Source organism: Rhizobium aureum (assembly GCF_030182495.1).
Taxonomy (GTDB): Bacteria; Pseudomonadota; Alphaproteobacteria; order Rhizobiales; family Rhizobiaceae; genus Rhizobium; species Rhizobium tropici_C.
Genome location: NZ_JAQJCI010000030.1, coordinates 18,116 through 42,251, shown reverse-complemented (window position 1 = coordinate 42,251; position 24,136 = coordinate 18,116). Strand labels below are relative to the sequence as shown.

Below are 24,136 nucleotides of genomic sequence, written 5' to 3'. Positions count from 1 at the left end.
TCCGTCAACGCGTCGGCCTGGGTACAGTCGGCGACCTGCCCACCGGTCAGACGAAGGTTGACGGGGCGACCTTCGGCATCGACGAGCGCGTGGATTTTGCTCGTAAGTCCGCCGCGGGAACGTCCCATGCCGCCATCATCTCCATCCCCTTTTTTCCCGTGGCCGCATGCTGATGAACGCGGACACAGGTCGAGTCGATCATGACGATGTCACCATCGTAGGCGGCCGAGACTGCTTCGAGAAGCCGATCCCATACTCCGGCTTTGCGCCAGCGCACGAAGTGGTTGTAGCAGGTGGTCGGCGGGCCATAGCGCTCCGGGACTTCCGCCCAGGGCGAACCTGTCCGGAACCGCCAAAGGATACCGTTCAGCACCCGCCGGTCATCCACGCGGGGAACACCGCGGGGCTTGTTGGGCAACAACGGCGATATGATCGACCATTCATGCTCGGTAAGTTCGTAGCGGCGACGCGTCATCAAAGGCCTCCGTAGTTGGAAGCCTTGAATCAGAGCCGACCATAAACGACAAGCAATTTTATGAGTTTACGCCGTAGTCCCGCTAACCTGTTCAACGACTTGCTTACAAAGCCCTGCCAGCACAACGCCAGAAAGGCTAATGAGATCGCGACAGACCTCAATCCCAAGACTTCACTCCGACGAAACAACGTGCTGGTTGAGGTCCGCCTTAAGGTCGAGAATGTCCTTATCGTCGTAACTGTCGAAGCGGACGAAGATGTTCTTCGTGAAAGGCGCCCTAAGCGTGATCCTCCCCAATTCCGCTGCAATCTCCCGTTTAAACCCTTCTCCCACCATCACCTCCAACCTGGCCCGGGAGAAAAGCCTCGATGTCGAAACTACGCGTCGCCGTTCTGTTTGGCGGTCAGTCCAGCGAGCATGAGGTTTCCGTCATGTCGGCCCGCAATGTCGTCAAGGCGATCGATGGCGGCAGATATGAGATCGTGCCGATCCTGATCGATCGCGCCGGGCGCTGGCTGCTGGTGGAGGAAAAGGGCGGCGCGCTGCCGGAGCCGGTTGCCTATGAGGGCCGGCAAGTCTGCCTGGTTCCGGGCGGCAAGGGCCGGCTGATGGCGCTGGAAGGGGCAGGCGCCCGCGAGCTGCCTGCGGTCGACGTGCTGTTTCCGGTGCTGCATGGGCTGAACGGCGAGGATGGCTCCATTCAGGGCCTTGCCCAGATCATCGGCCTGCCCCTCGTCGGCTGCGGCATTCTCGGCTCGGCCAATGCGATCGACAAGGATATGGCAAAGCGCCTGCTGCGCGAGGCCGGCCTGCCGGTGGCCCGCTCGGTCACACTGACGCGTGGCGACAAGCCAGATTTCGATGAGATCGCAGCCACGCTCGGCTCGCCCGTCTTCGTCAAACCCACGCGCCAGGGCTCGTCGGTCGGCGTCAGCAAGGTGCAGGATGCCAAAGGGTTCGAGAGCGCGCTCACCGAAGCCTTCCGGCATGACCGCAAGGTGCTGGTGGAAGAATTCGTGCGCGCCCGCGAGATCGAATGCGCCGTGCTGGAAGAGCCTGACGGCTCGCTCTTCGTCTCCGTGCCGGGCGAGATCGCGACGGCCGCGACGCACGGCTTCTATTCCTACGAGGCAAAATATCTCGACCAGAACGGCGCCGTCGTCACCGTGCCGGCGGATATTCCGGCTGATACGGCAGACATGCTGAAGCGCATGGCAGCGGATGGCTTTCGCGCGCTCGGATGCGAAGGGCTGGCGCGCGTCGATTTCTTTTTAGCGCCGGATGGCAGCGTCGTCATCAACGAGATCAACACCATGCCCGGCTTCACCAATATCAGCATGTATCCCAAGGCCATGGGAGCCTCGGGCATTTCCTATCCGGAGCTTGTCAGCCGGCTGATCGAGCACGGGCTTGCGCGGGCGCGGCAGGCCTGATCCATAGCGGCGGCAGGCTCCGATGCCGCCTGCCGTCAGACCTTTTCTTTTTTCCTGGTCTTCACCTTCGGCTCGGCGGGCGCATCCGGCGTCGGCGCGAGCAGCTTTCTGAGCGAAGCGATCTTGTCCTTCACCAGTGGACGGAAGCGGCTGGCGCGATAGGGCATGTCGGCGGCGCCATAGCCTTCCGGGCCGTCATCATTACCGCGATGGATCTCCTCGAGCTTCACGCCGATGAAGGTGCCGTCGACATAATGCGTGTACTCGCCGACCCAGCGGATGGTGTAGATCGTTCCCTTGCGGATCAGCTGATCGATGCTGACATGCTTGAACGTATCGTCGATGCAGACGACCTTCTGGCCCACATGGAAATCGTAGCTCACCCTGCCCTCCTTGACGCGACTGAAGCGATCCGCCGCGTGGTTGAGATACAAGCATAGCCGCATATGCACAGTCGAGTAAACGCGGGCCGGCGTCGCAGCCGCGATCAATGAAACGGCGGGGCAATTGCATATGGGGTGAGATCGTTGTCGCGCACCCTCCTTCTCCCCTCGGGGAGAAGGTCCCGACAGGGGGATGAGGGGGATTTGCCGGAAGCACGAAATTCTCGGATTCGGTTCAATCGCCCCCTCATCCGACCCTTCGGGCCACCTTCTCCCCGAGGGGAGAAGGTACATGCGGCACCTGCCTGCTCCATATGCCATGGCCCGACATGAAACGGTGACAAAGCAACCCGTTGACATCCCTAATGGAAGGCTGAAGATTGCGCTTCGTCCGAGCCGCCGCAAGGTCTCCCGTCCACTCCGATATCCGCTACCCGCAAGGCCGCTGAAGGCTCCTAAAGTTCATGCCCACTCTCCGCCTCATTGCTGATGACCTCACGGGCGCGCTCGATACCGCCGTCGAATTCGTCGGTGTCTACGGGCCAATCGCGGTCGAGCGCAGCGATGCGCTTTCCAACAAGCTGCCGGATTGCCTGGCGATCGATAGCGGCACCCGCGAGAAGACAGCCACCGAGGCGGAAGCAATCGTCGGCGGCATTGCACCGCTGCTGCAGGGGGCCGATCTCGCCTTCAAGAAGGTGGATAGCCTGTTTCGCGGCCCCTGGGCGGCGGAATTGGCTGCCTGCTTCCGGCTCGGCTATTGGCGGCATTGCATTCTGGCGCCAGCCTTCCCGCATCACGGACGGCACACGAAGGGCGGGCGGCAGGTGCTTTATGCCGGCAAGGACGCCTGGCGCGATGTCAGCGGCGATCTCGTGACCCATTTGCGCGCCGAGGGATTGCCGGCCTTCAACACGACGCTTGGTAGCCTCGAAGGCAAGCACATTCCGGATGGCATCCATGTTTTCGATGCGCATACGGATGACGATCTCGATGCCATCATCGCATGGGTGTCCTCGCGGCTGGAGGGGCCGGTTCTCTGGAGCGGCACCGGCGGGCTCGCCCGTGCTCTCGCACGCAATATCGAGTTGGCAACGCAGCTTCTGCCCCACGCCGAAAGAGACGCAGGCGAACGCCATCCGGCCCCCTCCGTTCCCATCTCGCGCCGGCTGCAACGGCCGGTGCTCGGCCTGTTCGGCTCGGACCAGCCGATCACCCTGGCGCAACTCCAGGCCTGCGGTCCCAACTGGCTGAAGCTTGGCGAAGATGCTGATGCCAAAACCGTCGATCATCAAATCCGGCAAAGCGGCGTCGCCATGGTCAGCCTCGACCTGCCGACAGGGCTTGAACGCGACGATGCTGCAAGGCGGATCGCGACCACCTTCGGCCGCATGGCCAGGGCATTGCCCGCCCCGGGCACATTGATCGTCGCCGGCGGCGAGACCCTGCGAAACCTGTGCTCGGCGCTCGACGTGTCAGCGCTCAGCATCACCGGCCAGGCAGCGCCGGGCCTGCCGCGCTCCACGATCGTCGACGGCCCCTGGCAAGGCACCACTGTCATCTCGAAATCAGGTGCATTCGGCGGCCCCACCCTGTGGCGCGATCTCTTAAGTGAAAACGGGCTGATTGCCGGAGGAGAAGAACCATGACGCGGCACTTAGCGATCACCATGGGCGATCCCGCCGGCATCGGCCCGGAAATCATCGTCAAGGCTGCAGCACGACTCAAAGATAGGCTCGATGAAGGTAAGCTGAAGCTGACCATTATCGGCAGCGGCCCTGCCCTGCGGCTTGCCGAGCAACAGCTTGGCCTCGATATCGAAATTCCGGACGTGCAGATGGAGGCCGATTGGCCGAACCTCTGCTTCATCCAGGCCGATGCCGAGGGAGAGCCGATCCTGCCGGGCCGGCTTTCCGCCGATGGCGGCCGCATGGCGTTCAAGGCGATCGAAAAGGGCGTTCAGCTGGCGCTGTCAGGCAAGGTCGGCGGCATCGTCACCGCGCCGCTCAACAAGGAAGCACTGAACAAGGCTGGCTTCCATTATGCCGGTCATACCGAGCTTTTGGCCGAGCTCACCGGCGCGCGCGGCTCCGTGATGATGCTCGCCCATGGCAATATGCGCGTCAGCCACGTCACCACCCATGTCGCACTCGAGGATGTGCCGAAGCGCCTGACGCCCGAGCGGCTGCGCCTCGTGATCGACCTCACCCACAAGGCGCTCAGGAATCTCGGCATAACCAGCCCGAAGATCGCGGTGGCGGCGCTCAATCCGCATGCCGGCGAAGGCGGCCTCTTCGGCCGGCAGGATATCGATATCTCCGCGCCCACCATCGCCAGGGCGGTGTCCGACGGGCTCGATATCGTCGGTCCCGTTCCCGGCGACACCGTCTTCGTCAAGCTGCGCGCCGGCCAGTATGACGCCGTCATCGCCATGTATCACGATCAGGGCCATATCCCGGTCAAGCTGCTCGGCTTCGAGATCGATCCCGCGACGGGCAAATGGATGGATCTTTCCGGCGTCAACATCACGCTCGGCCTGCCGATCGTGCGCACCTCGGTCGACCACGGCACCGCCTTCGACATCGCCGGCAAGGGCATCGCCAATGAGCGCAGCCTGATCGAGGCGATCGAATTCGCGGAGAGGCTGGCGACGAGCGATTGAGCTTGGTGTCGCATCGGCCAAATACCTTTCTCGCCTATCGCACCGCTAATACCCCCCTCTGTCCCTCTCGGGACATCTCCCCCACATGGGGGGAGATCGCTGGGAGTATGTCGCTCCGTTTCAGCTAAAACAACAGGAACACAGGAATCAGCAAGTTTAATGCTTGCTTGAGGCAGGAAGGTGCAGCGAGTGACCAATCTCCCCCCTTGTGGCAGGGCTATCGCATATGGAGGCGGACGAGCACCGTAAGCTCCTTCTCCCCTTGGGGAGAAGGTGGCCCGAAGGGTCGGATGAGGGGGTTATCTATTTGAATTCATGGATTTTAGTGGCCTTGGCGGGCACCCCCTCATCCGCCTGGCGGCACCTTCTCCCCGCTGGGGAGAAGGGGGACAGCGGCGCCCTCCGCGAGTTCACAATCGATATCTAAAAGACAATTCTACCCGCCCGCATCGCGTTGAAAGGCATTTTTCAAAGCTCGGTGTCGGCATCCTGTTTCCTCAGACGTCCTCCGGCAGCTTAGCTAGAGAAGTCCATTCGAGAGAGGAACACCCAATGTCCAAGATTGCCCCATGCCTGTGGTTTGCGCGGGAAGCCGAGGAAGCTGCGAATTTCTATGTCTCGCTCTTCCCCGATTCCCGGATCGATCATGTGCAGAAGAATATTGTCGACATGCCCTCCGGCAAACCCGATGAGGTTCTGGTCGTCACCTTCACGCTCGCCGGCCAGCGCTTCATGGCACTGAACGGCGGCGACCGCATCGAATATAATCATGCGATCTCGCTGGAGGTGGATTGCGCCGACCAGGCTGAGGTCGACCGCCTTTGGGACGGCCTTGTCGATGGCGGCGCGCCGGTGGAATGCGGTTGGGTGACGGATCGCTATGGCGTCTACTGGCAGGTCGTGCCGGCGGTGCTCCGCAAGTATATCGCCGATCCGGATCCGGCAAAGGCCGCTCGCGTCATGCGAGCCTGGATGGGCATGGTCAAACTCGACATTGCCGGGCTCGAGGCCGCCTATCGCGGTTGAGCGATCGTTCTGGAGATCGCGTCATGGGCGAGGTTTCCGACGGCGTTCTGAAATTCCCTGCAATTTCAGCGGTTCAGACCAATGCCTGTGCTCGTAAGACTTGCGGCAGGTCCATGCTTGGAATACCGTCCTATAAGGACTCGCCGAAAGCGGGTTTCTCGACACTATTTCAGGCAATTGGACTGCCGCGGCCGTTCAGGCACGACCCGGCGGGGAACGGTCGATTTCATGCAGCAGCAACGGAACCGCATCGATCTCACGGGACGGGATTATACCGCGATCTATGCGCTGAGCGACATCCATGGCTGCCACGACGAGATGGCGGAGGCTGAAAGGCGTATCATTGCCGACGCCCGCACCCTTCCCGGCCGAAAGCTCCTGCTGTTTCTCGGCGATTATGTCGATCGCGGCCCGCGCTCCAGTGACGTGCTGGCCCATCTCAGCGCGCCGCCGCCGGAAGGCTTCGACCGCTATGCGCTTTGCGGCAATCACGACGATGTCTTCCTGCGCTTTCTCGATGATCCCGATACCAACATCCATTGGCTCGAATTCGGCGCGCTGCCGACGCTCGCCTCCTATGGCATCGATGCCCGGCATGTTCTTTTCGACCTTGGCTATAGCGTCCAGCAATTGCGCGACATGACGCTCAGCGCCATGCCGCCGGCGCATGTCGATCTGCTGCGTTCATTGGCGGTAGCCGTCACGTTCGGCTCGACGCTCTTCGTCCATGCCGGCATCAAGCCCGGCATTCCCTTAAGCTATCAGACGGATGAAGACCTGATGTGGATCCGCGAACCCTTCCTGTCGGAAGGACCGCAATTGCCGCTGCTGGTGGTCCACGGTCACACACCGCATTCGCGCCCCACGTTCGGCTCGGGCCGCATCGGCATCGACACGGCAGTCTCCATGGGCGGAAGCCTGACGATCCTGAAGATCGCCGAAGGTAAACACACGATCCTGCTATCGATCTGAACGGCTCAAACAAATATCCCGGCTCGAAAGCCGGGATATTTGTTTCTTTCAGATCTTTTACTCCGCGGCCACGGCCGGCGGCAGCTGGATCGTATTCTGCTCCTCCTCGTCGGCCCGCTCCTTGGCCGGCGGCTCGACCGACTTGCTCTTGGGCTCGCGACCGAAGAACAGGGCATAGCCGGCAGGCAGGACAAAGATCGTCAGCACGGTCGCGACCAGAATGCCGCCCATCATGGCGTAGGCGAGCGGTCCCCAGAAGACGCCGCGCGAAATCGGGATCAGCGCCAGCACGGCCGTCAGCGCCGTCAGCATGATCGGCCGGAAACGACGCACGGCCGAGCCGATGATCGCCTCCTTCCGATCCATGCCCGCCGCGATATCCTGGTCGATCTGGTCGACGAGGATGATCGAGTTGCGGATGATGATGCCGAGCAGCGCGATGACGCCGAGGATCGCGACGAAGCCGAAGGGCGCGCCGCTGATCAGGAGGGCACCGGCGGCACCGATGATGCCGAGCGGGCCGGTGGCGAGCACCAGCATCGCCTTGCCGAAGTGCTGCAGCTGCGCCATCAGGAGCACGACGATGATGACGAGCATGATCGGCGCCTTGGCGGCGATCGAGGCCTGGCTTTCGGCGCTGTCCTCGGCGCCGCCCTGGATCTCGATCTTGTAGCCGGCCGGCAGGCTGCTCCTCAGATCAGCCATGTCGTTGTAGAGCTTGGCCGTCACGTCGTTCGACTGCACATTGTCGGGCAGGGTCGCCCGCACGCTGATGGTCGGAAGGCGGTCACGGCGCCATTCTATGCCTTGCTCCATCACGGGCACGATCTTGGCGACCTGCGAGAGCGGCACGAAGCCGCCGCTATCGGTCGGGATATAGACCGAATTCACCGAGGTCAGCAGGTGACGGCTCGCGTCCGGCTCGCGGGCGACGATCCCGACAGTTTCTTCGCCTTCGCGATAATTGTCGAGCGTGACACCGGACATCGTGGCCTGCAGCATCTGGCGGATGCGCTGCGAGGTGACGCCGAGAGCGCGGGCGCGATCCTGATCGATCACCAGCTTCATGGCCGGCACAGGCTCGAGCCAGTCGTCATGGATGGCGCCGAGCAGCGGGTTCTGGGCAAAGCGCTGCTTCACCTCGTCGGCTATACGGCGAACCTCCTGCCGGTCGGGACCCATGACGCGCAGCTGCACGGGCCAGCCGGTGGGCGGACCGAGGAACAGGCGGTCGACCTTACCACGGACGGAGGGGAAATCCGCCGCCAGGATGCCGCGCATCTTGGCGATCAGCCGCTCGCGGGCCGGCTCGTCCTTGGCCATGACAAGCATCTGGGCATAGTTCGGGTTGGTGAGCTGCTGATCGAGCGGCAGGAAGAAGCGTGGCGCGCCCTGGCCGACATAGGTAGCGATGAAGCGCTTGTCCGGATCATCGGCCATGCGGGCTTCCAGCGCCTGCGCCTGCCGTTCGACTTCCTTGATGCTGGTGCCCTCGGGCAGCCACAGGTCGACGAGAATTTCCGGACGCGACGACTGCGGGAAGAAGTTCTGCGGAATGAACTGGAACGACCACAGGCTGCCGACGAAGGCGGCAAGCGTCAGGAGCAGCACGATGACGCGGTGGCGTACGGCCCAGGTGACCGACGACCGCAGGCGGCGATAGAAGCGCGTGTCGAACACATCATGATGCTCGCCGGCATGGTGGCGCTGCTTGAGGATCATGTAGCCGAGCCATGGCGTGAAATAGACGGCCACGAACCAGGAGACCACGAGCGCGATGCCGACGACGTAGAACAGCGTGCGGACATATTCCCCGGCCGTCGATGCCGCAAAGCCTACCGGGATGAAGCCGGCTGTGGTGATCAGCGTGCCCGTCAGCATCGGGAAGGCGGTCGAGGAATAGGCGAAGCTCGCGGCATCGAGCTTTACGAGCCCCTCTTCCAGCTTGCGCTCCATGAGCTCGACCACGATCATGGCGTCATCAACAAGCAGGCCGAGCGCGATGATGAGCGCGCCGAGCGAAATGCGCTGCAGGTCGATGCCGAACTCGTACATGATGGCGAAGGTCGCGGCCAGCACCAGCGGAATGGCGATGGCGATCACGAGGCCGGAACGCCAGCCGATCGAGAGGAACGAGACGATCAGCACGATGACGAGCGCTTCGCCCAGCGCATGCATGAATTCGCTGATCGCGTCGGTGACGACGTCTGGCTGGTTGGCGATCTGATCGACCTGAACGCCGACCGGCAGCGAGGCTTCGAAGCGCTTATAGGTTTCCTCAATGGATTTGCCGACATCGGTCACCTTGAAGCCAGGAGCCATGACGACGCCGAGCTGCACGCTTGGATGGCCGTTGAAGAGGAACTTGGCGGTATAGGGGTCCTGCAGCCCGGCGGTGACGGTGGCGATATCGCCGAGACGGGTCACCTGGCCGCCGGCGTTGAGCCGCAGGTTCTTGATATCCTCGATCTTGTTGACGTCACCCTCGACCGAGATGCGCACAGAGCGGGTGCTGGTATCGACGGTGCCGGCCGGATCGACATTATTCTGGCCGATAATGGCGTTCCTCAGGTCGTTGAGCGTCAATCCACGCTCGGCCAGGACCTTGGAGGAGACGTCGATATAGATCTGCTCCGCCTGGTCGCCGATGATGGTGGCCTTCTCGACGCCGGGCGTCGAGAGCAGCATGTCACGGGCCTGGATGGCGAATTTCTTCAGCTCCGGATAGGTGTAGCCGTCGCCGCTGATCGAATGCAGCGTGATGAAAGTATCGCCGAATTCATCGTTGAAATAGGGACCGAGCAGGCCGGACGGCAGCTCGTTGCCGATATCGCCCACCTTCTTGCGGATCTGGTAGAAGGCGTCCTTCACCTCGGCGGTGTTAGTGTCGCCCTTGATCTGGATGGTGGTGATGGCAAAGCCGGCGCGAGTGTAGGATTTGACCCAATCGAGATGCGGCGTTTCCTGCAGCTTGCGCTCGATCTTGTTGACCACCTGGTCTTCCATGTCCTGCAGCGAGGCGCCCGGCCAGACAGTCTGCACGACCATGACGCGGAAGGTGAAATCCGGATCTTCCTTCTGGCCCATATGGGTGAGACCGAGCGCGCCGGCGATGATGATGAGCCCGAACAGAAAACGAGCGATGCTTGGATGGGCGATCGCCCAGCGCGACAGGTTGAAACGCTTCCTCTCGCCGGAGGTGCTGTTGATGGACATGATCTCGTCCCCTCGATCCGGGTCAGCGTACGATATCCGCCGAGGCGGCTTTGGTGTCTGCGGAGGCCTGCTGAGCGCCAGCGCTCGGAAGCTTGACCTTCATGTTCTCGGTCATGAACTGCGTGCCGGCGGCAATGACGACATCGCCGGCCTTCAGGCCATCGGCAACCCTTACGCCGTCATCGGCGAAATCGACAACCTTGATGGCACGGGAATGGACCGTGCCTCCGCTCCGATCGACAATCCAGACGATCTGCTGTCCGTCCTTTTGCGCAAGCGCGCTCAGCGGAATGGACACATAGGGCTGCGTATTGCCGGCGAGCGCTTCGATGGTCGCGGTCATGCCGAGCAGCACGCGCGGATCGTTCGGCAGGCTCACGCGCACCGCGAAGGTGCGCGACTGGTCGGCGCTGCCCGATACTTCGCGCACCTTTCCATCCAGGACGAGAGCCGAGTCGGACCAGAAGCGTGCCTTGACGTCCTTGCCGACCTTGAATTGCGCGATATCCATTTCCGGCACGGCAACCTGCACTTCCTTCTCGCCATCGACAGCAACGGTGATGACGGGCGTGCCGGAACTGACCACCTGGCCAACATCGGCATTGATCGCAGTCACGATACCGCTCATGTCCGCGGTCAGGTCGGCATAGGCGACCTGGTTCTTCGCCTCGGTCAATGCCGAAGCCGCGGAATCCCGGGTCGAGACGGCCTGCTCATAGGAAAGCTCCGCCTGTTCGAGCTGCGACTTGGAGGTGACATTCTTGTCGAAGAGCGTCCGTGCACGCGTGCGGGCGAGCTCGGTCGTCTGCACCTGTTTTTCCGCCGCATCCAGATCGGCCTGCGAGCGGCGCACCGCAAGAATATAGTCGGTGGCGTCCATGCGGGCGATCACATCGCCGGGTTTTACCCTCTGGCCGATATCCACCTTGCGCTCGACGATCTTACCGTTGACGCGAAAGCCGAGATTCATGTCCGTCCGCGCGCGAACGACGCCGGAATAATCGAGTTTGCGCGTTGTATCAGCCTGAGCGATCTCGACGACCTTCACCGGCCGGATCACCTCCGCCGTCTCCTCTTTCTTCTCATTGCAGCCCGCAAGCCCAAGCCCGAAAGCGGCAAAAAGAGCCGCGCCGGCAATGGTCCGTAAAGTGTTGGTCGTCAGCGAAACCATGTCGCTCTCCTAAAGTCGAACAAAGAGTAAGAGCACGCCGGGCACCCGGATGCGCATTGTTATTTCTTCAAAGCCCTAATGACGAACGCGATGATATCTTCGGGATCCGCCTGGTAGGATTTGGCAAGGCACTGTGCCACCATCTGCGGATGACAGAGATCGACGGTCGTCGCAGCGAAGCATTTGGCGGCAAGATGCGGATCCTGTTCGGCGAATTCGCCGGCAGCGATGCCCTCGGCGATGATCTCGGCGACCAGCGCCTGCGTACGCTCGATATGCTTTTCGATGACATGCCAGTCGCGCTCGATGGCGACGATGACCATCTCGTGAACCTTCTGCTCATCCAGCATGGTCTCCAGTATCATCTTGTACTGGGATAGCGCGTAAGCCCGCAGCCGCTCGGTCGCGCTGATCGGCTGATTGCGGATACCAAGGGCCATCTGGTAGCTCTGGCCGAGCATCCGCCCACAGATAGCCTGATGGATTTCCGTCTTGGAACCGAAGAATCGGTAGATATTCGCCGTTGACATGCCGAGATCGCGCGCAATGTCGGCCACGTTCGTCTTGCTGTAGCCATAGTGGCGAAACAGCTTTTCGGCGGCATCGAGAATGCGGGTGATGTTTTCCTGGCGGGCAGGATCGGCGCTGACGTCGGAAAGGTCGAGCATGAGCAAGCCTGATGGTTTACGAGTGACGATTTTCAATTTTCGTCACTCGTAAACCATCAGAGCGCCGATGTCAAGAAAACCGCCTGCAACCCACAGGCGGTTTTCGGATGCTATTCAATAAACCGAGAATGCGCCGAACAACTTGAAACAAGAGTTAAATCATCGACAACGTTCCTCGCGGAACGCAGCGAAAGTGTCCGGCATTTTATCGCAGCGGCGAAAGTCGCCTGCTCAGGCGCCGATAAGCGTCGGATGAAAGCGGCGAAGGCTGAAAAAGCCGACGAACACGATCACCACCAGCAGCACCACCTGCGCGGCTAATATCGGCGGCTCGTTGCCATTCGGCGCCAGCGCGTTGAGCACCGGTATCTTCTGGAACGACTGAACGATCAGCACGAGACAGTTGAAGAAGAGCAGCACCAGAGCGCCGATCACGAAGACGGGACGCCAGATACCTGCAAGATGAAACCTGTAGCGCGCCAGCGCCGTCGGAATGAAGATGAGAAGACAGACAGTCCCGACGATGATCGCCGGCGTGACGCCGTGAAATGGAAATAGAAAACCCGTCAGACTGGTGAGAACGGTGGTCAGCATATAGACGAGCGTCGACCGATTGTGACGGTTGCCCACGAGAAATCCATAGGCCACGACAATGCCGCTCATGATGGCAATCAAGCTTATGACAACATGAATCAAGAGAATTCCAGACATTCGCCTCTCTCCGTGAGCACCGCATTTCAATGGAAATGACAGCCCAATGCCCGGATGCGGAATATATACGAAACGCGCCGCGCCAGCTAGCGCGACGCATAAACCTGAAATTGCGGCCTAGGCGGCGTGAACTTCCAGGGAAATCGGAACGGAGGCAAGCGCCTTGGAAACCGGGCAACCGGCTTTCGCCTTGTTGGCGAGCTCGGTGAAGGTCGCTTCGTCGGCGCCGGGAACCTTGCCCGTCAGCGTCAGATGGATCGCGGTGATGGCGAAGCCGCCTTCGACGCTTTCAAGCGTGACCTTCGCCGTCGTCTCCATGCTTTCGGCAGTGAAGCCGGCTTCATTGAGGATCAGCGACAAGGCCATGGTGAAGCAGCCGGCATGCGCAGCACCGATCAGCTCTTCCGGATTGGTGCCGGGAACGCCTTCGAAACGGCTGGCAAAGCCGTAGGGATAATGATTGAGCGCACCGCTTTGCGTCGAGATTTGACCCTTGCCGTCCTTCAAACCGCCTGACCATTGAGCCGAACCTGTACGATTGATCTGCATGTCGTCCTCCTTGTCGTTGAATGAAATTAGGGAGCGGAAGCCGCCTCCCCGTGATGATCGACGGCAAGCGGCTTGGCCACCTGCACCGCCACCATAACCCTTCTATCCGCTGAAGACGACGCCGCGGTAACAAAAGCGGCGTCGATCCCAAAAGGCAATACGAGTTTTCCAAATCATCATACAAGAATATTGCCAATGTATGATGATTATCGTATCATGATATCGACACGGCCGCGAAAGCTGGCCGGGCATCGCCTGCATGCAAGATCCGCCTGCCCTTGGCCGGGGAGATATTGGGAAAGCATGCGAAACGGTGTGGGGGAGATAGGGTGGAATCGCTGGAAAGACAGGGCCTAGCAAAACAAGGACATGGCTCCTCGACGCAGACGGCGCGCCGCCCGCGTGTGCGCAAAAACGTGACCGCCGCGATCGCCGAAGACATCTGCGCCGAACGTTATCCCTCCGGTTCGACTCTGCCGCGCGAAAACGACCTTTGCGAAATATACGGTGTCAGCCGCACGGTTATCCGCGAATCCCTCAAAGTGCTGGAGTCCAAGGGCCTCGTGCGCGGCAAACCGCGCATCGGCACCACGGTCTGCAACAAGGATGACTGGAACATTCTCGACCAGGATGTGCTGGAATGGATGGGTCCCTACATCGCCGATTTCGATATTCTCGGCTCGATCCTCGAAGCGCGGCGCACGATCGAACCGGCTGCCGCCGAATATGCAGCGGAAAGGGCGACAGCTCGCGAGATTGCCGATCTGGAAAACGCCTGGGAGCGCATGCGCGACAGCGGCGATGATCCGGAAGGCTTTACGGAGGCCGACGTGACCTTTCACAACGTACTTCTGAGTGCCAGCCACAATCAGGTCTTCCGGCGCCTGTCCAGCGCCATGCATGCCGGCCTCAAATATGCGCTCCATGCCTCCAACGTCGCCGCCCATAGCCGCGACGAGGCGATTGCGGTTCACGGCGAACTGGTAGAGGCGCTGCGCCTGCGTGACCGCGCCGCCGCGCGCGACTGCGCTCACCGCATGCTCGATCTTGCCGCCCGCGATCTCGCCGTCGAACGACGGCTGGACGAAGGCCGGAAAACAAATCCCGAAACCCCGAGATCCGCGGCCTCGCGCCGCTGACGCAACCCGAAGTCCAAACGGAATCATCCCCATGAAAATCACCAAGCTGACGACCTATATCGTTCCCCCGCGCTGGCTGTTCCTGAAGATCGAGACCGACGAAGGCATCGTCGGCTGGGGCGAGCCCGTGGTCGAAGGTCGCGCGCTCACCGTCCAGGCGGCCGTGCACGAGCTGGAAGACTATCTGATCGGCAAGGATCCGTTCCTGATCGAGGATCACTGGAACGTCATGTACCGCGCCGGCTTCTATCGCGGCGGCGCCGTCCACATGTCGGCGCTGGCCGGCATCGATCAGGCGCTGTGGGACATCAAGGGCAAAGCGCTCGGCCAGCCGATCCATTCGCTGCTCGGCGGCCAGGTGCGCGACAAGATCAAGGTCTATTCCTGGATCGGCGGCGACCGTCCCTCCGACGTCGCCAACAATGCCAAGGATGTGGTCGCCCGCGGCTTCAAGGCGATCAAGCTCAACGGCTGTGAGGAAATGCAGATCGTCGACACCTATGACAAGGTGGAAAAAGCTGTTGAGACCATCGCCACCATCCGCGAGGCGATCGGCCCCTACATCGGCATCGGCGTCGATTTCCACGGCCGCGTCCATCGTCCGATGGCCAAGGTGCTCGCCAAGGAGCTGGAACCCTACAAGCTGCTTTTCATCGAGGAGCCGGTGCTTTCGGAAAACCGCGAGGCGCTGAAGGAAATCGCCAACCATTGCTCGACGCCGATCGCGCTCGGCGAACGCCTTTATTCGCGCTGGGATTTCAAGTCAGTGCTGTCGGACGGCTATGTCGACATTCTCCAGCCCGACCTCAGCCATGCCGGTGGCATCACCGAATGCCGCAAGATCGCCGCCATGGCCGAGGCCTATGACGTGGCGCTCGCCCCGCACTGCCCGCTCGGCCCCATCGCGCTTGCCGCCTGCCTGCAGGTCGATGCCGTCAGCTACAATGCCTTTATCCAGGAACAGAGCCTCGGCATCCACTACAACAAGGGCAACGACATCCTCGACTACATCTCCAACAAGGAGGTGTTCCAATATGCCGACGGTTTCGTTTCGATCCCACAGGGTCCCGGCCTCGGCATCGAAGTCGACGAAGCCTATGTCATCGAACGCGCCAAGGAAGGCCACCGCTGGCGCAACCCCGTCTGGCGTCATGAGGACGGCAGCGTCGCCGAATGGTAAGACCACGCCCGTCACCTGACGGACGAGAAACCGCATATCTCCAATGATGAAAGGCCCGATGGCAGCAGATCTGCGCTATCGGGCCTTTTCTTTGGACGGTGCTCTCCTGGTCCGGCGCCTTCCCCTTGCCGCCCCGCGGCGAAGGTGATTTTGCGAGCGGTTCAGCCAAGTTGGCTCGCCCCCCAAAAAGGTTGCGCCTGCAGTATCGGCGCAGATACTGCAGGCGCGTCATGCGTCTCAACAAGCCCCCAGGGAGACGCATTCCCGGAGCATAATCACCGAAGGCGTGGAGTGCCCTTCAGCTCAGATCATGCTCAAGCGATTAATTCCAACTATTCCCGTTCACCCGTGAAGTTCAGCAGCAGTTGGAAGATGTTGACGAAGTTCAGGTAGAGCGACAGGGCACCGAAGACGGCGAGCTTCTGTTGCGATTCCTGATCATAGTTTTCGGCATACTGTTCCTTGATGTTCTGCGTATCCCAGGCGGTCAGGCCGACGAAGACGACGATGCCGATGATCGAGATGGCGAACTGCAGCGCGCTCGAACCCAGGAAGATATTGACGATGCTGGCGATGATGACGCCGAACAGGCCCATCATCAGGAATGAGCCGATGTTGGAGAGATCACGCTTCGTCGTATAGCCGTAGAGGCTGGTCGCGCCGAACATGGTCGCGGCGATGAAGAAGGTACGCGCGATGCTCGTGCCGGTGAAGACCAGGAAGACGGAGGCCAGCGACAGGCCCATGACCGCGCAGAACGCCCAGAACATCATCTGCGCCGTGCTGGCAGACATCGACTGGATGCGGAACGAGAAGAAGAATACGAAGGCAAGCGGCGCCAGCATGACGACCCACTTCAGCGGGCTCTGGAAGATCGGCACATAGAGCGCCGGCGTCGTGCCGACGATCAGCGCGACGATTCCCGTCACAACAAGGCCGATACCCATGTAGTTGTAGACGCGCAGCATATGCCGGCGCAGCCCCTCGTCGAAGAGCGCCTGCGAGCCGGCGGCGGCTCCGTAGCCGTATCGCGGATTGGTCGGGTTCATGGTCGTTCTCCTTTAATTCGAACTAGTAGAGGCTTCGGGCAAGCTGTTCGGCATCGCCGTCGAGCTGGCTCGCCTGGCCATTGCCGATCAGCGCATAGGCGACTTCACCGATCTGCCAATAGGCAGCCTGGACATCGTCACGCTTGACGTGACTGACGTCCTTGACGGCGAATGTGCCCGGGCGGACGGCAAACAGTGACAAATGCCCATCCTTGCCAGCATCGACCATCATTTCGACGCTTGGACCGAACTCGGACGGATAGATCTGCGCGTCGGTGACGCGCCAGCCACCCGGCAGCTCCGGCAGGACGATCGCCGTCGACGCGCGGATTTCCTCGGGATTGTAATTCGCGACCGACTGCTGCTTGATCTCTTCGCGTACCGCCGTTGTCTTGTAGGCGCGTACTGCGTCATCGACAAAAGCCGGCGGCCGTGTCGACGCGCTGACTTCGCTTGCCGTGAAGGCGCCGAAGGATGTATGCGCGACCCAGCCGGTCGTCACCAGTACGGCAATGGCCGCGACGCGCTGAAAAGAACTCAGCATGCGTCCATAGGCCAGCCCGCGCTCCAGCCGCCGGGCAGCTTCGCGCGTTTCGGCGCGGACGACATGGCCTTCTCCGGCCAACGCCATGCGCAATTCACCGCGGATACTCATATCGGCCATCACCTTGGCCGCGATCTCGGGGTGCTCGGAGAGATAGGATTCCACCTCGACACGGCGTGCGAGCGTCAGCTCGCCATCGACATAGGCGTCGAGATCGGCATCGATGATCGGATCAACGATTTTCATTGCCGCCTCCCTCGATAAGCCTGAGATGTGAAACTTTGGAGGTCGCCTCTTCGAAAGAGCGTAAGCTCGCCCTTGCCCGCGCGATGCGGGACATCAGCGTGCCGACGGGAATGCCAAGCGCTGATGCCGCCTCCTGATAGGAGAGATCCTCGATCGCCACGAGATGCAGCGCCTCGCGCTGCTCCTCAGGCAGACTGAAGAAGGCTTCGCGGACCTGGCTCAAGCGCACCGTATGATCCTGCGATGCCGGCAATACCGGCTCAAGTTCGGCCGCAGCCTCCTCGTGACGGCGGTTCTGCGATTTCGTCTGGCGCAGGCGGTCGATATGCACATTGTGCAGGATCGACAACAGCCAGGTGCGCAGATTGCCGTCGCGTCGGAAGGATGCCTTGCGCTCATAGGCCTTGACCAGCGCGTCATGCACCAGATCCTCGGCCTCGTCCGCATTGCGCACGAGCGAGCGGGCATAACGTCTCAGCGAACCGAGCTGCCCCAAAACATCGAATGTGCGTCCTTTGCGTTCCATACACCTATATACGGAAGCACTCCGGATTCTATTCCATCGCTCGACGAATATTTTTGCCGATTTTTTACATCAGCAGGAAATCTTTGGGTTGCGGCAGCGGCGGCAGGTCGGTTTCCCCAAGCGCTTCGCGCAGATTGATCTCGATCGTATCCGCAAGCGCGCCGATGGCGAGCGCATTGGGACGCTTGCCGAAAGGGTCTTCCAGCTCGTCGCCCAGCGCATCGAGACCGAAGAAGGTATAGGCGATAAGGGCCGTCACGAAGGGCGAGCCCCAGCCGAGCGTATCGACATAGCCGAAGGGAAGCAGGAAACAGAAGAGATAGGCGGTGCGATGCAAAAGCAGCGTATAGCCGAAGGGCAGCGGCGTGTTGCGCAGCCGCTCGCAAGCAGCCTGCACCGCCCCCATCTGGCCGATCGTGATATCCAGCATCTGATATTGGATATCGGAAATCACACCCGATGCTTTCAGCCGCGCGAGATCGGCGGACATCAGGCGCAGAATGAGATCAGGCTTGTTGCGGGCCGCATGGTAGAATTCCGCCTCGCTTGGAGCAAGCAAGCGCAGCACCTTGCCCTCGTCGCTGCCGGGCCGCAGAAGACAGACCAACGCCTGCGCGAAGGCCATGGTCAGGCGCAGCAGGTTTTTGCGCGCCTCGACACCCGCACCGCCTTCACTCTCCAGCACCAGCGTCTGCCGGGCGAAGCCGCGCGCGAGCTGGACGAGTTGTCCCCAGTCGCGCCTCCCCTCCCACCAGCGGTCGTAGCAGGCATTGTTGCGGAAACCGAGGAAGATCGAAAGCGCGATGCCGAGCAGCGAAAGCGCCGAACCGTTGAAAGAGACGATGAGGTTCGGTCGCTCCTCATGACCCCAGACGATCAGTGCCGATAGCAGAAAGATGGCGATGATCTGCGGCAGAATGCGCCGAATGATCGACCCACGAAGGATGAAGAAAAGCTGGAAGAGATTCGGCCGGTCGCGGACGATCATGACGAAACGCACTCTCGATGACTATCTGGTGAAGCAGAAATACACCAGACACACCGGGAGTAACGAGCATTTCTTGCAAGGCGGCCCTGACCGGCGGGCATCGCTCGCCGGTCAGGCAGACCATCATTTCGCGCTCACGCTTGCCGTGACCAAAACCGGGTCGGCGCGATAATCCCCAGGGAAGAGATGCTGCAGGTTCTTGATCTTCGGCAGGTCGTTGATGACAATATAGGGATAGCTCGGATGCGTCGTCAGGAAATCCTGATGATAGGCCTCGGCGGCATAGAATTGCCGAGCGGGCTCGATCTTGGTGACGATCGCGGCGTCGAAGACCTTGGCATGGTTGAGCTGGTCGATATAGGCCTTGGCGATATCGGCCTGTGACTGGCTGGTCGGGAAGATGGCTGAACGATATTGCGTGCCGGTATCCGGGCCCTGACGGTTCAGCTCCGTCGGATCATGCGCTACCGAGAAATAGATCTGCAGCAGATGGCCGTAGCTGATCTTATGGGGATCGAAAACGATTCGCACGGATTCGGCATGGCCGGTATCGCCCGAGCCTACCATTTCATAGTGCGCAGCATTCTTGCTGCCGCCGGTGTAGCCGGATGTGGCGCTGATCACGCCGTTGACGTGCTGGAAAACGCCCTGAACGCCCCAAAAGCAGCCGCCCGCAAGCACCGCGGTCTCCGTATTGGCGGAGGATGCCTTTTCATCCATGCTCGGCGCGGGAATGACACGGGCGTCCTCGGCAGAGGCGCGACCGACAAATTGCAGCGCAACGCCGCCAAGCAATATCGCCATCGCCGCAAAGCCAGCCAAGCGGGTGACGCGCGCTGAATAAATGCGAATCGTGTCTGTCGATAGAGTCTTCATGACGATTTCCTCTCGACCGCGATTATAAATGCTCCGGTCATAAGGAAATACGGGAAGACAGGGATTTTTGTTACACACGCCCGCGTGTAACACCGAAACGTGAACGAGGCCCTTAGTAATGCGGCGGCTTGGTAATGGCCGGCGCGTCGAGCGACTGTTCCTCCAGCGTCAGAAACCGCTCGGTCAGCCGATCAAGTTTCTGCCGCGTCTGCTCCACTACCTTCCATTGCTCGGCAATCTGATCGGAAAGTTCCTCGATCGTCTTGGCCTGGTAGGCGACGGTTTCCTCAAGTTTGATGATGCGGCTCTGTTCGTCTGACATGTCTGATCCCTTTCGCAACGATCTACAGCACCGGTACCGCCGCGTACAGTCCTTCCATTCCGCATGAGGCAAGCGGCAGCGTCATTTGACGGTGATGTGACAAAACTGAAAAACAGCTGAAAACACCTGTTACCTGACTGACATGGGGCCCCTCTAAAGAGAGCGCAGAGACGCGCCGGTTTGAGGGCAATCCCTTCCGCAGGCGCACCATTCTGAAGACTTCGGAGAAGCGCCTTGAAGATCATCCAGATCACCGACACGCATTTGAGCCCCAACAAGCCGCATTTCAACGGCAATTGGGAGCCGCTGGCGAAATGGATCGAGGCAAGCGGCGCCGATCTTGTCATTCATACCGGCGATCTCAGCGTCGATGGCGCCGACAAGGACGAAGATCTCCTCTTTTCCATGGATCTGATGCGCCAGATTTCCGTGCCGATGCTGATCGTGCCCGGCAACCACGATGTCGGCCACCTGCCCGGCTCCTATCAGCCCGTTAATCCCGAGCGGCTGGACCGCTGGCGCCGCCTCGTCGGTCCTGACTACTGGGCGAAGGATATCGGTAACTGGCGCCTGATCGGCCTCAACAGCCTGCTGATGGGCTTCGAGGATGCCGAAGAGCAGAAGCAGTTCGACTGGCTGCAGGAAAAGCTCGAAAGCCGTGGCGAGCGCCGCATCGCCCTCTTTGCCCACAAGCCGCTCTTCGTCGATGCGCCCGATGAGGGCGATACCGGCTACTGGAGCGTGCGCCCCGCCCAGCGCCGCCGGCTCTACGATCTGATCGCAACCCATGACGTCGCCCTCCTCGGCAGCGGCCACCTGCATTGGACCTGGGAAGGCCGCTTCAACGATACGAAGCTGGTCTGGGCACCACCCGCAGCCTTCATCCTCGGCGAGATGGAGCGCGAAATGCCGGGCGAACGGCTGATCGGCGCAGCGATCCATGAACTTGGCGAGACGGTCTCGACCGAGCTCGTCGCCGTACCCGGCATGACCGCCTACTTCCTCGATGATGTCGTCATGGAAGTCTATCCGCAGGCAGCACCGAAGGCAAAGAAGGAGCCGGCCGAATGAGTGCGCTCTCGCTTCGCGGCATCGCCAAATCCTTCGGCGGCAACGCCATCCTCAAAGGCGTCGATCTTGATGTTCAGCCCGGCGAGTTCATCGCCTTGGTCGGCCCGTCCGGCTGCGGCAAGAGCACGCTTTTGCGCATCCTCGCCGGCCTTGACCATGCCGACAGCGGCGAAATCATCCTCGGCGGCAGCGACGTTTCCGGCGTCGCCGCGGCGGATCGCAATATCGCGATGGTCTTTCAGTCCTACGCGCTCTATCCGCACCTGACGGCCTCGGAAAACATTGCCGTGCCGCTTGCCATGCGCCGCCTGTCGCGCGTGCAGCGCCTGCCTTTCATCGGCTCGCTGATCCCCGGCCAGCGCGCGACTCGCGCCGGCATCATCCGCGATGTCCGCGAAATGGCCGTCTCGCTGAAGATCGATCACCTGCTCGACCGCAAGCCTGGCCAGATGTCCGGTGGCCAGCGTCAGCGCGTGGCGCTCGCCCGCGCCATGGTGCGCCGCCCCGCCGTCTTCCTCATGGACGAGCCGCTTTCCAATCTCGACGCCAACCTGCGCGTCCATGCCCGCGGCGAGATCGTCGATCTGCATCGCCGCGCCGGAGTGCCGACGGTCTACGTCACGCATGACCAGGCCGAGGCGCTGTCGATGGCCGACCGCGTCGCCGTCATGATCGGCGGCCAGCTGCTGCAGCTCGCCTCGCCGCAGACGATCTATGACGACCCGGCCCATGTGGAAGTCGCCCGTTTTGTCGGTCAGCCGCGCATCAACCTTTTGCCGGCGCTCGCCGAAAACGGCATCGTCGCCTTCGGCGGCATCCGGCTGGCGCTCGAAGACAGTGCCTTTGCCGGCAGGAACGTGACCCTCGGCATTCGCCCGGAATTCGTGCAGCTCTCCCAGGGCCGTCAGGATGCGCTCGCCGCCCATATCGAGCGGATGGAATTCCTCGGCTCCGAAGTCATCCTCTATGCCAAGCTCGATGCCATCGGCGAAACCATGGTCGCCAAGCTCGCACCGGCGGAAGTCGCCGGCCTATCCGCCGGCATGCCGGTTGCGCTGACGCTCACGGCCGAGCAGGCCTTGGTCTTCGCCGAAGACGGCCGCCGCCTGCGCGCGAGCCCGACGACCGTCGACGCCACGCGGGAGAAGGCGCATGGCTAGCATTGCCCTCACCTCCTTGCCGATGCAGGCTGCCGCGGCCCGCGAGCGCAGCGAAGCCCGTACGGCTCTCCTCTTCGCCCTGCCCGCCATCGTCCTGATCGTTCTCTTCATCATCGTTCCGATCATTGCCGTCGTCGTGCTCGGCTTCACGGATTTCCAGCTCGGCGACAAGAGCCTGCGTTTCGTCGCCTTCGAGAACTACGCGCATCTGCTTCGCGACCGCGCCTTCATAAAGTCGCTCTGGAATACAGCGACCTATACCGCCATCGTCGCACCCGTCTCGATCGTGCTCGGCCTCGGGGTCGCATTGCTGATCGAAAGCGAAGGCATCGGCCGCAGCTTCTTCCGCACGGCCTACTTCCTGCCTGTTGCCTCGCTGATCGTCGCAATGGCGACCGTCTGGCAATATCTCTTCCATCCGACGATCGGTCCGATCAACGCGCTGCTCGGCGAGATCGGCGTGCGCGGACCGAACTGGCTCGGCGCCTCGGCGACCGCGCTCTACAGCCTGTCGATCATCGGCGTCTGGCAATCTGTCGGTTTCAACATGGTGCTGTTTCTCGCCGGCCTTACCGCCATCCCGCGAGAACTCTACGCCGCAGCTGAAGTGGATGGTGCAAAGTCGTCATTCGACCGTTTCTGGCTCGTCACCTGGCCGATGCTCGGACCGACGACGCTCTTCGTCACCACAATCAGCATCATCAATGCGGTGAAGGTCTTCGATACCGTCAAGGCCCTGACAGACGGCGGCCCGAACCATGCTTCGGAAGTGCTGCTTTTCACCATCTACCAGGAAGGCTTCGTCTATCTCCGCGTTGGTTATGCCTCGGCGATGACCACGGTGTTTCTCTCCATCCTCGTGGTGCTGACCTTCCTGCAATATCGCGTCCACGACCGGCAGGTGCATTACACATGACCTCGACAGGCTTCACTCCCGGCCGCATCCTGCGCCTCTCTCTGCTGATCCTGGGCTCGCTCATCTTCCTCGCGCCCTACATCTTCATGATCTCGACCGCCGGCAAGGCGCAGGACGATATCTTCACTTCGGCGCTAAAGCTGATCCCGACGCATTTCTATTACGTCGAGAACATCGCCAAGGCACTGAGCAAGGTTTCGATGGGCACGCTGCTGTTCAACGGCGTCTTCGTCTGCGGGCTGATCTTCTTCTTCCAAGTGCTGATCGCCATCCCCTGCGCCTATGCCATGGCGAAGCTGAAGTTTCCGGCCGCCCGCACGATGATGGTTCTCGTCATGCTTGGGCTGCTGGTTCCGATCCATGCGACGGCGCTGCCGCTCTATGTCGGCTTCAACAGCCTGTCGCTGCTGAACAGCTACGCCGCCCTGGTCGCGCCCTTCTCGATCTCGGTCTTCGCGATCTTCATGTTCCTGCAGTTCTTCCGTTCCATGCCCGACGATCTGATCCATGCCGCCCGACTCGACGGCATGTCTGAAATCGGGATCGTCGCCCGCGTCATCGTGCCGAATGCCTGGCCGGCGGTCACGGCTTTCGCGATCTTCTCGGTCGTCGCGCACTGGAACGACCTCTACTGGCCGCTGATCGTCATCACCAAGCAGGAATATTTCACGCCGCCGCTGGGCCTCATGTATTTCCGCGCCGCCGAAGCCGGCGACGACTACGGCGCGCTCATGGCGGCAACCCTCATCATCACCCTTCCCCTCGTCGCGGCATTCCTTCTGGCTCAGAAGCGTTTCGTCGAGGGCATCACCATGACCGGTCTCAAAGGATGACCGGTTCGAAATTTGAAAAC

The 24,136-nt window shown here is 61.3% G+C and carries 23 protein-coding genes and 1 pseudogene; 11 read left to right on the top strand and 13 right to left on the bottom strand.

Annotated features, from left to right (window positions below; genetic code table 11):
- A pseudogene (locus tag PH552_RS32550) lies at window positions 1-475 on the bottom strand (IS5 family transposase); the annotation flags it as partial.
- Window positions 476-843: 368 nt separating this feature from the next.
- Between PH552_RS32550 and PH552_RS32545 the strand changes: the two are divergent.
- On the top strand, window positions 844-1,908 hold the full coding sequence (locus PH552_RS32545; RefSeq protein WP_183765761.1) for a D-alanine--D-alanine ligase family protein: 1,065 nt from the start codon (window positions 844-846) through the stop codon (window positions 1,906-1,908).
- 35 nt (window positions 1,909-1,943) lie between these two features.
- On the opposite strand, the gene PH552_RS32540 is transcribed toward PH552_RS32545, so the two are convergent.
- Window positions 1,944-2,291, bottom strand: a complete 348-nt coding sequence (locus tag PH552_RS32540) for a CAP-Gly domain-containing protein (RefSeq protein ID WP_112341783.1) — start codon at window positions 2,289-2,291, stop codon at window positions 1,944-1,946.
- 464 nt (window positions 2,292-2,755) lie between these two features.
- Here PH552_RS32540 and PH552_RS32535 point away from each other — a divergent pair, with 464 nt between their 5' ends.
- From PH552_RS32535 to PH552_RS32520, 4 genes are all read left to right on the top strand, one after another.
- A complete protein-coding gene (locus tag PH552_RS32535; protein WP_183765758.1) occupies window positions 2,756-3,940 on the top strand; it encodes a four-carbon acid sugar kinase family protein in 1,185 nt (394 codons plus the stop codon).
- On the top strand, window positions 3,937-4,953 hold the full coding sequence (gene pdxA, locus PH552_RS32530; RefSeq protein WP_113249509.1) for a 4-hydroxythreonine-4-phosphate dehydrogenase PdxA: 1,017 nt from the start codon (window positions 3,937-3,939) through the stop codon (window positions 4,951-4,953). The genes PH552_RS32535 and pdxA overlap by 4 nt, the downstream gene beginning before the upstream one ends.
- A gap of 552 nt (window positions 4,954-5,505) precedes the next feature.
- Entirely contained in the window at window positions 5,506-5,979 is a 474-nt protein-coding gene (locus PH552_RS32525; protein ID WP_112341775.1) for a VOC family protein, read from the top strand.
- A gap of 228 nt (window positions 5,980-6,207) precedes the next feature.
- Entirely contained in the window at window positions 6,208-6,951 is a 744-nt protein-coding gene (locus PH552_RS32520) for a metallophosphoesterase (protein WP_183765755.1), read from the top strand.
- Between the two features lie 57 nt (window positions 6,952-7,008).
- Here PH552_RS32520 and PH552_RS32515 read toward each other — a convergent pair whose 3' ends face one another.
- The 5 genes from PH552_RS32515 to PH552_RS32495 all read right to left on the bottom strand — a co-directional run bounded on the left by PH552_RS32515 (window position 7,009) and on the right by PH552_RS32495 (window position 13,266).
- Window positions 7,009-10,167 carry an efflux RND transporter permease subunit gene (locus PH552_RS32515; RefSeq protein ID WP_183765752.1) on the bottom strand — a complete coding sequence of 1,053 codons (3,159 nt, stop codon included), beginning with the start codon at window positions 10,165-10,167 and terminating at the stop codon, window positions 7,009-7,011.
- Window positions 10,168-10,189: 22 nt separating this feature from the next.
- On the bottom strand, window positions 10,190-11,338 hold the full coding sequence (locus PH552_RS32510; RefSeq protein WP_183765749.1) for an efflux RND transporter periplasmic adaptor subunit: 1,149 nt from the start codon (window positions 11,336-11,338) through the stop codon (window positions 10,190-10,192).
- A gap of 59 nt (window positions 11,339-11,397) precedes the next feature.
- On the bottom strand, window positions 11,398-12,006 hold the full coding sequence (locus tag PH552_RS32505; RefSeq protein ID WP_183765746.1) for a TetR/AcrR family transcriptional regulator: 609 nt from the start codon (window positions 12,004-12,006) through the stop codon (window positions 11,398-11,400).
- A gap of 231 nt (window positions 12,007-12,237) precedes the next feature.
- Window positions 12,238-12,717, bottom strand: coding sequence for a hypothetical protein (locus PH552_RS32500; protein ID WP_112341771.1), 480 nt, complete (start codon window positions 12,715-12,717; stop codon window positions 12,238-12,240).
- Window positions 12,718-12,834: 117 nt separating this feature from the next.
- Window positions 12,835-13,266: an OsmC family protein gene (locus PH552_RS32495; RefSeq protein WP_104824404.1), complete on the bottom strand. Its 432-nt coding sequence runs from the start codon at window positions 13,264-13,266 to the stop codon at window positions 12,835-12,837.
- Between the two features lie 329 nt (window positions 13,267-13,595).
- Between PH552_RS32495 and PH552_RS32490 the strand changes: the two genes are divergently transcribed.
- Together PH552_RS32490 and dgoD are read left to right on the top strand one after the other, a co-directional pair.
- Complete coding sequence (locus PH552_RS32490) at window positions 13,596-14,405, top strand: FadR/GntR family transcriptional regulator (protein WP_169646382.1); 810 nt, start codon at window positions 13,596-13,598, stop codon at window positions 14,403-14,405.
- A gap of 31 nt (window positions 14,406-14,436) precedes the next feature.
- On the top strand, window positions 14,437-15,585 hold the full coding sequence (gene dgoD, locus PH552_RS32485) for a galactonate dehydratase (protein WP_092712672.1): 1,149 nt from the start codon (window positions 14,437-14,439) through the stop codon (window positions 15,583-15,585).
- Between the two features lie 332 nt (window positions 15,586-15,917).
- On the opposite strand, the gene PH552_RS32480 is transcribed toward dgoD, so the two are convergent.
- From PH552_RS32480 to PH552_RS32455, 6 genes are all read right to left on the bottom strand, one after another.
- Window positions 15,918-16,634, bottom strand: a complete 717-nt coding sequence (locus PH552_RS32480; RefSeq protein WP_112341769.1) for a Bax inhibitor-1/YccA family protein — start codon at window positions 16,632-16,634, stop codon at window positions 15,918-15,920.
- 22 nt (window positions 16,635-16,656) lie between these two features.
- On the bottom strand, window positions 16,657-17,424 hold the full coding sequence (locus PH552_RS32475) for an anti-sigma factor family protein (protein WP_113249501.1): 768 nt from the start codon (window positions 17,422-17,424) through the stop codon (window positions 16,657-16,659).
- Window positions 17,411-17,950 (bottom strand): sigma-70 family RNA polymerase sigma factor, encoded by a 540-nt coding sequence (locus tag PH552_RS32470; protein WP_112341767.1) that lies wholly within the window; start codon window positions 17,948-17,950, stop codon window positions 17,411-17,413. The genes PH552_RS32475 and PH552_RS32470 overlap by 14 nt, the downstream gene beginning before the upstream one ends.
- Before the next feature lie 64 nt (window positions 17,951-18,014).
- Window positions 18,015-18,938 carry a bestrophin family protein gene (locus tag PH552_RS32465; protein WP_113249500.1) on the bottom strand — a complete coding sequence of 308 codons (924 nt, stop codon included), beginning with the start codon at window positions 18,936-18,938 and terminating at the stop codon, window positions 18,015-18,017.
- 123 nt (window positions 18,939-19,061) lie between these two features.
- Complete coding sequence (msrA, locus tag PH552_RS32460) at window positions 19,062-19,814, bottom strand: peptide-methionine (S)-S-oxide reductase MsrA (RefSeq protein ID WP_113249499.1); 753 nt, start codon at window positions 19,812-19,814, stop codon at window positions 19,062-19,064.
- A 112-nt stretch (window positions 19,815-19,926) separates the two neighbouring features.
- On the bottom strand, window positions 19,927-20,136 hold the full coding sequence (locus tag PH552_RS32455; RefSeq protein ID WP_113249498.1) for a SlyX family protein: 210 nt from the start codon (window positions 20,134-20,136) through the stop codon (window positions 19,927-19,929).
- 234 nt (window positions 20,137-20,370) lie between these two features.
- Here PH552_RS32455 and PH552_RS32450 point away from each other — a divergent pair, with 234 nt between their 5' ends.
- The 4 genes from PH552_RS32450 to PH552_RS32435 are packed head-to-tail and all read left to right on the top strand — an operon-like array spanning window position 20,371 to window position 24,116.
- Window positions 20,371-21,207 (top strand): metallophosphoesterase family protein, encoded by an 837-nt coding sequence (locus tag PH552_RS32450; protein ID WP_113249497.1) that lies wholly within the window; start codon window positions 20,371-20,373, stop codon window positions 21,205-21,207.
- Window positions 21,204-22,367 carry an ABC transporter ATP-binding protein gene (locus tag PH552_RS32445; protein ID WP_183765743.1) on the top strand — a complete coding sequence of 388 codons (1,164 nt, stop codon included), beginning with the start codon at window positions 21,204-21,206 and terminating at the stop codon, window positions 22,365-22,367. The genes PH552_RS32450 and PH552_RS32445 overlap by 4 nt, the downstream gene beginning before the upstream one ends.
- The gene (locus tag PH552_RS32440) at window positions 22,360-23,283 is read left to right on the top strand and encodes a carbohydrate ABC transporter permease (protein WP_183765740.1); all 924 of its coding nucleotides are present in this window, start codon (window positions 22,360-22,362) and stop codon (window positions 23,281-23,283) included. Before PH552_RS32445 ends, PH552_RS32440 begins: the two co-directional genes overlap by 8 nt.
- Window positions 23,280-24,116: a carbohydrate ABC transporter permease gene (locus PH552_RS32435; RefSeq protein ID WP_113249494.1), complete on the top strand. Its 837-nt coding sequence runs from the start codon at window positions 23,280-23,282 to the stop codon at window positions 24,114-24,116. The genes PH552_RS32440 and PH552_RS32435 overlap by 4 nt, the downstream gene beginning before the upstream one ends.
- Window positions 24,117-24,136: the final 20 nt, after the last annotated feature.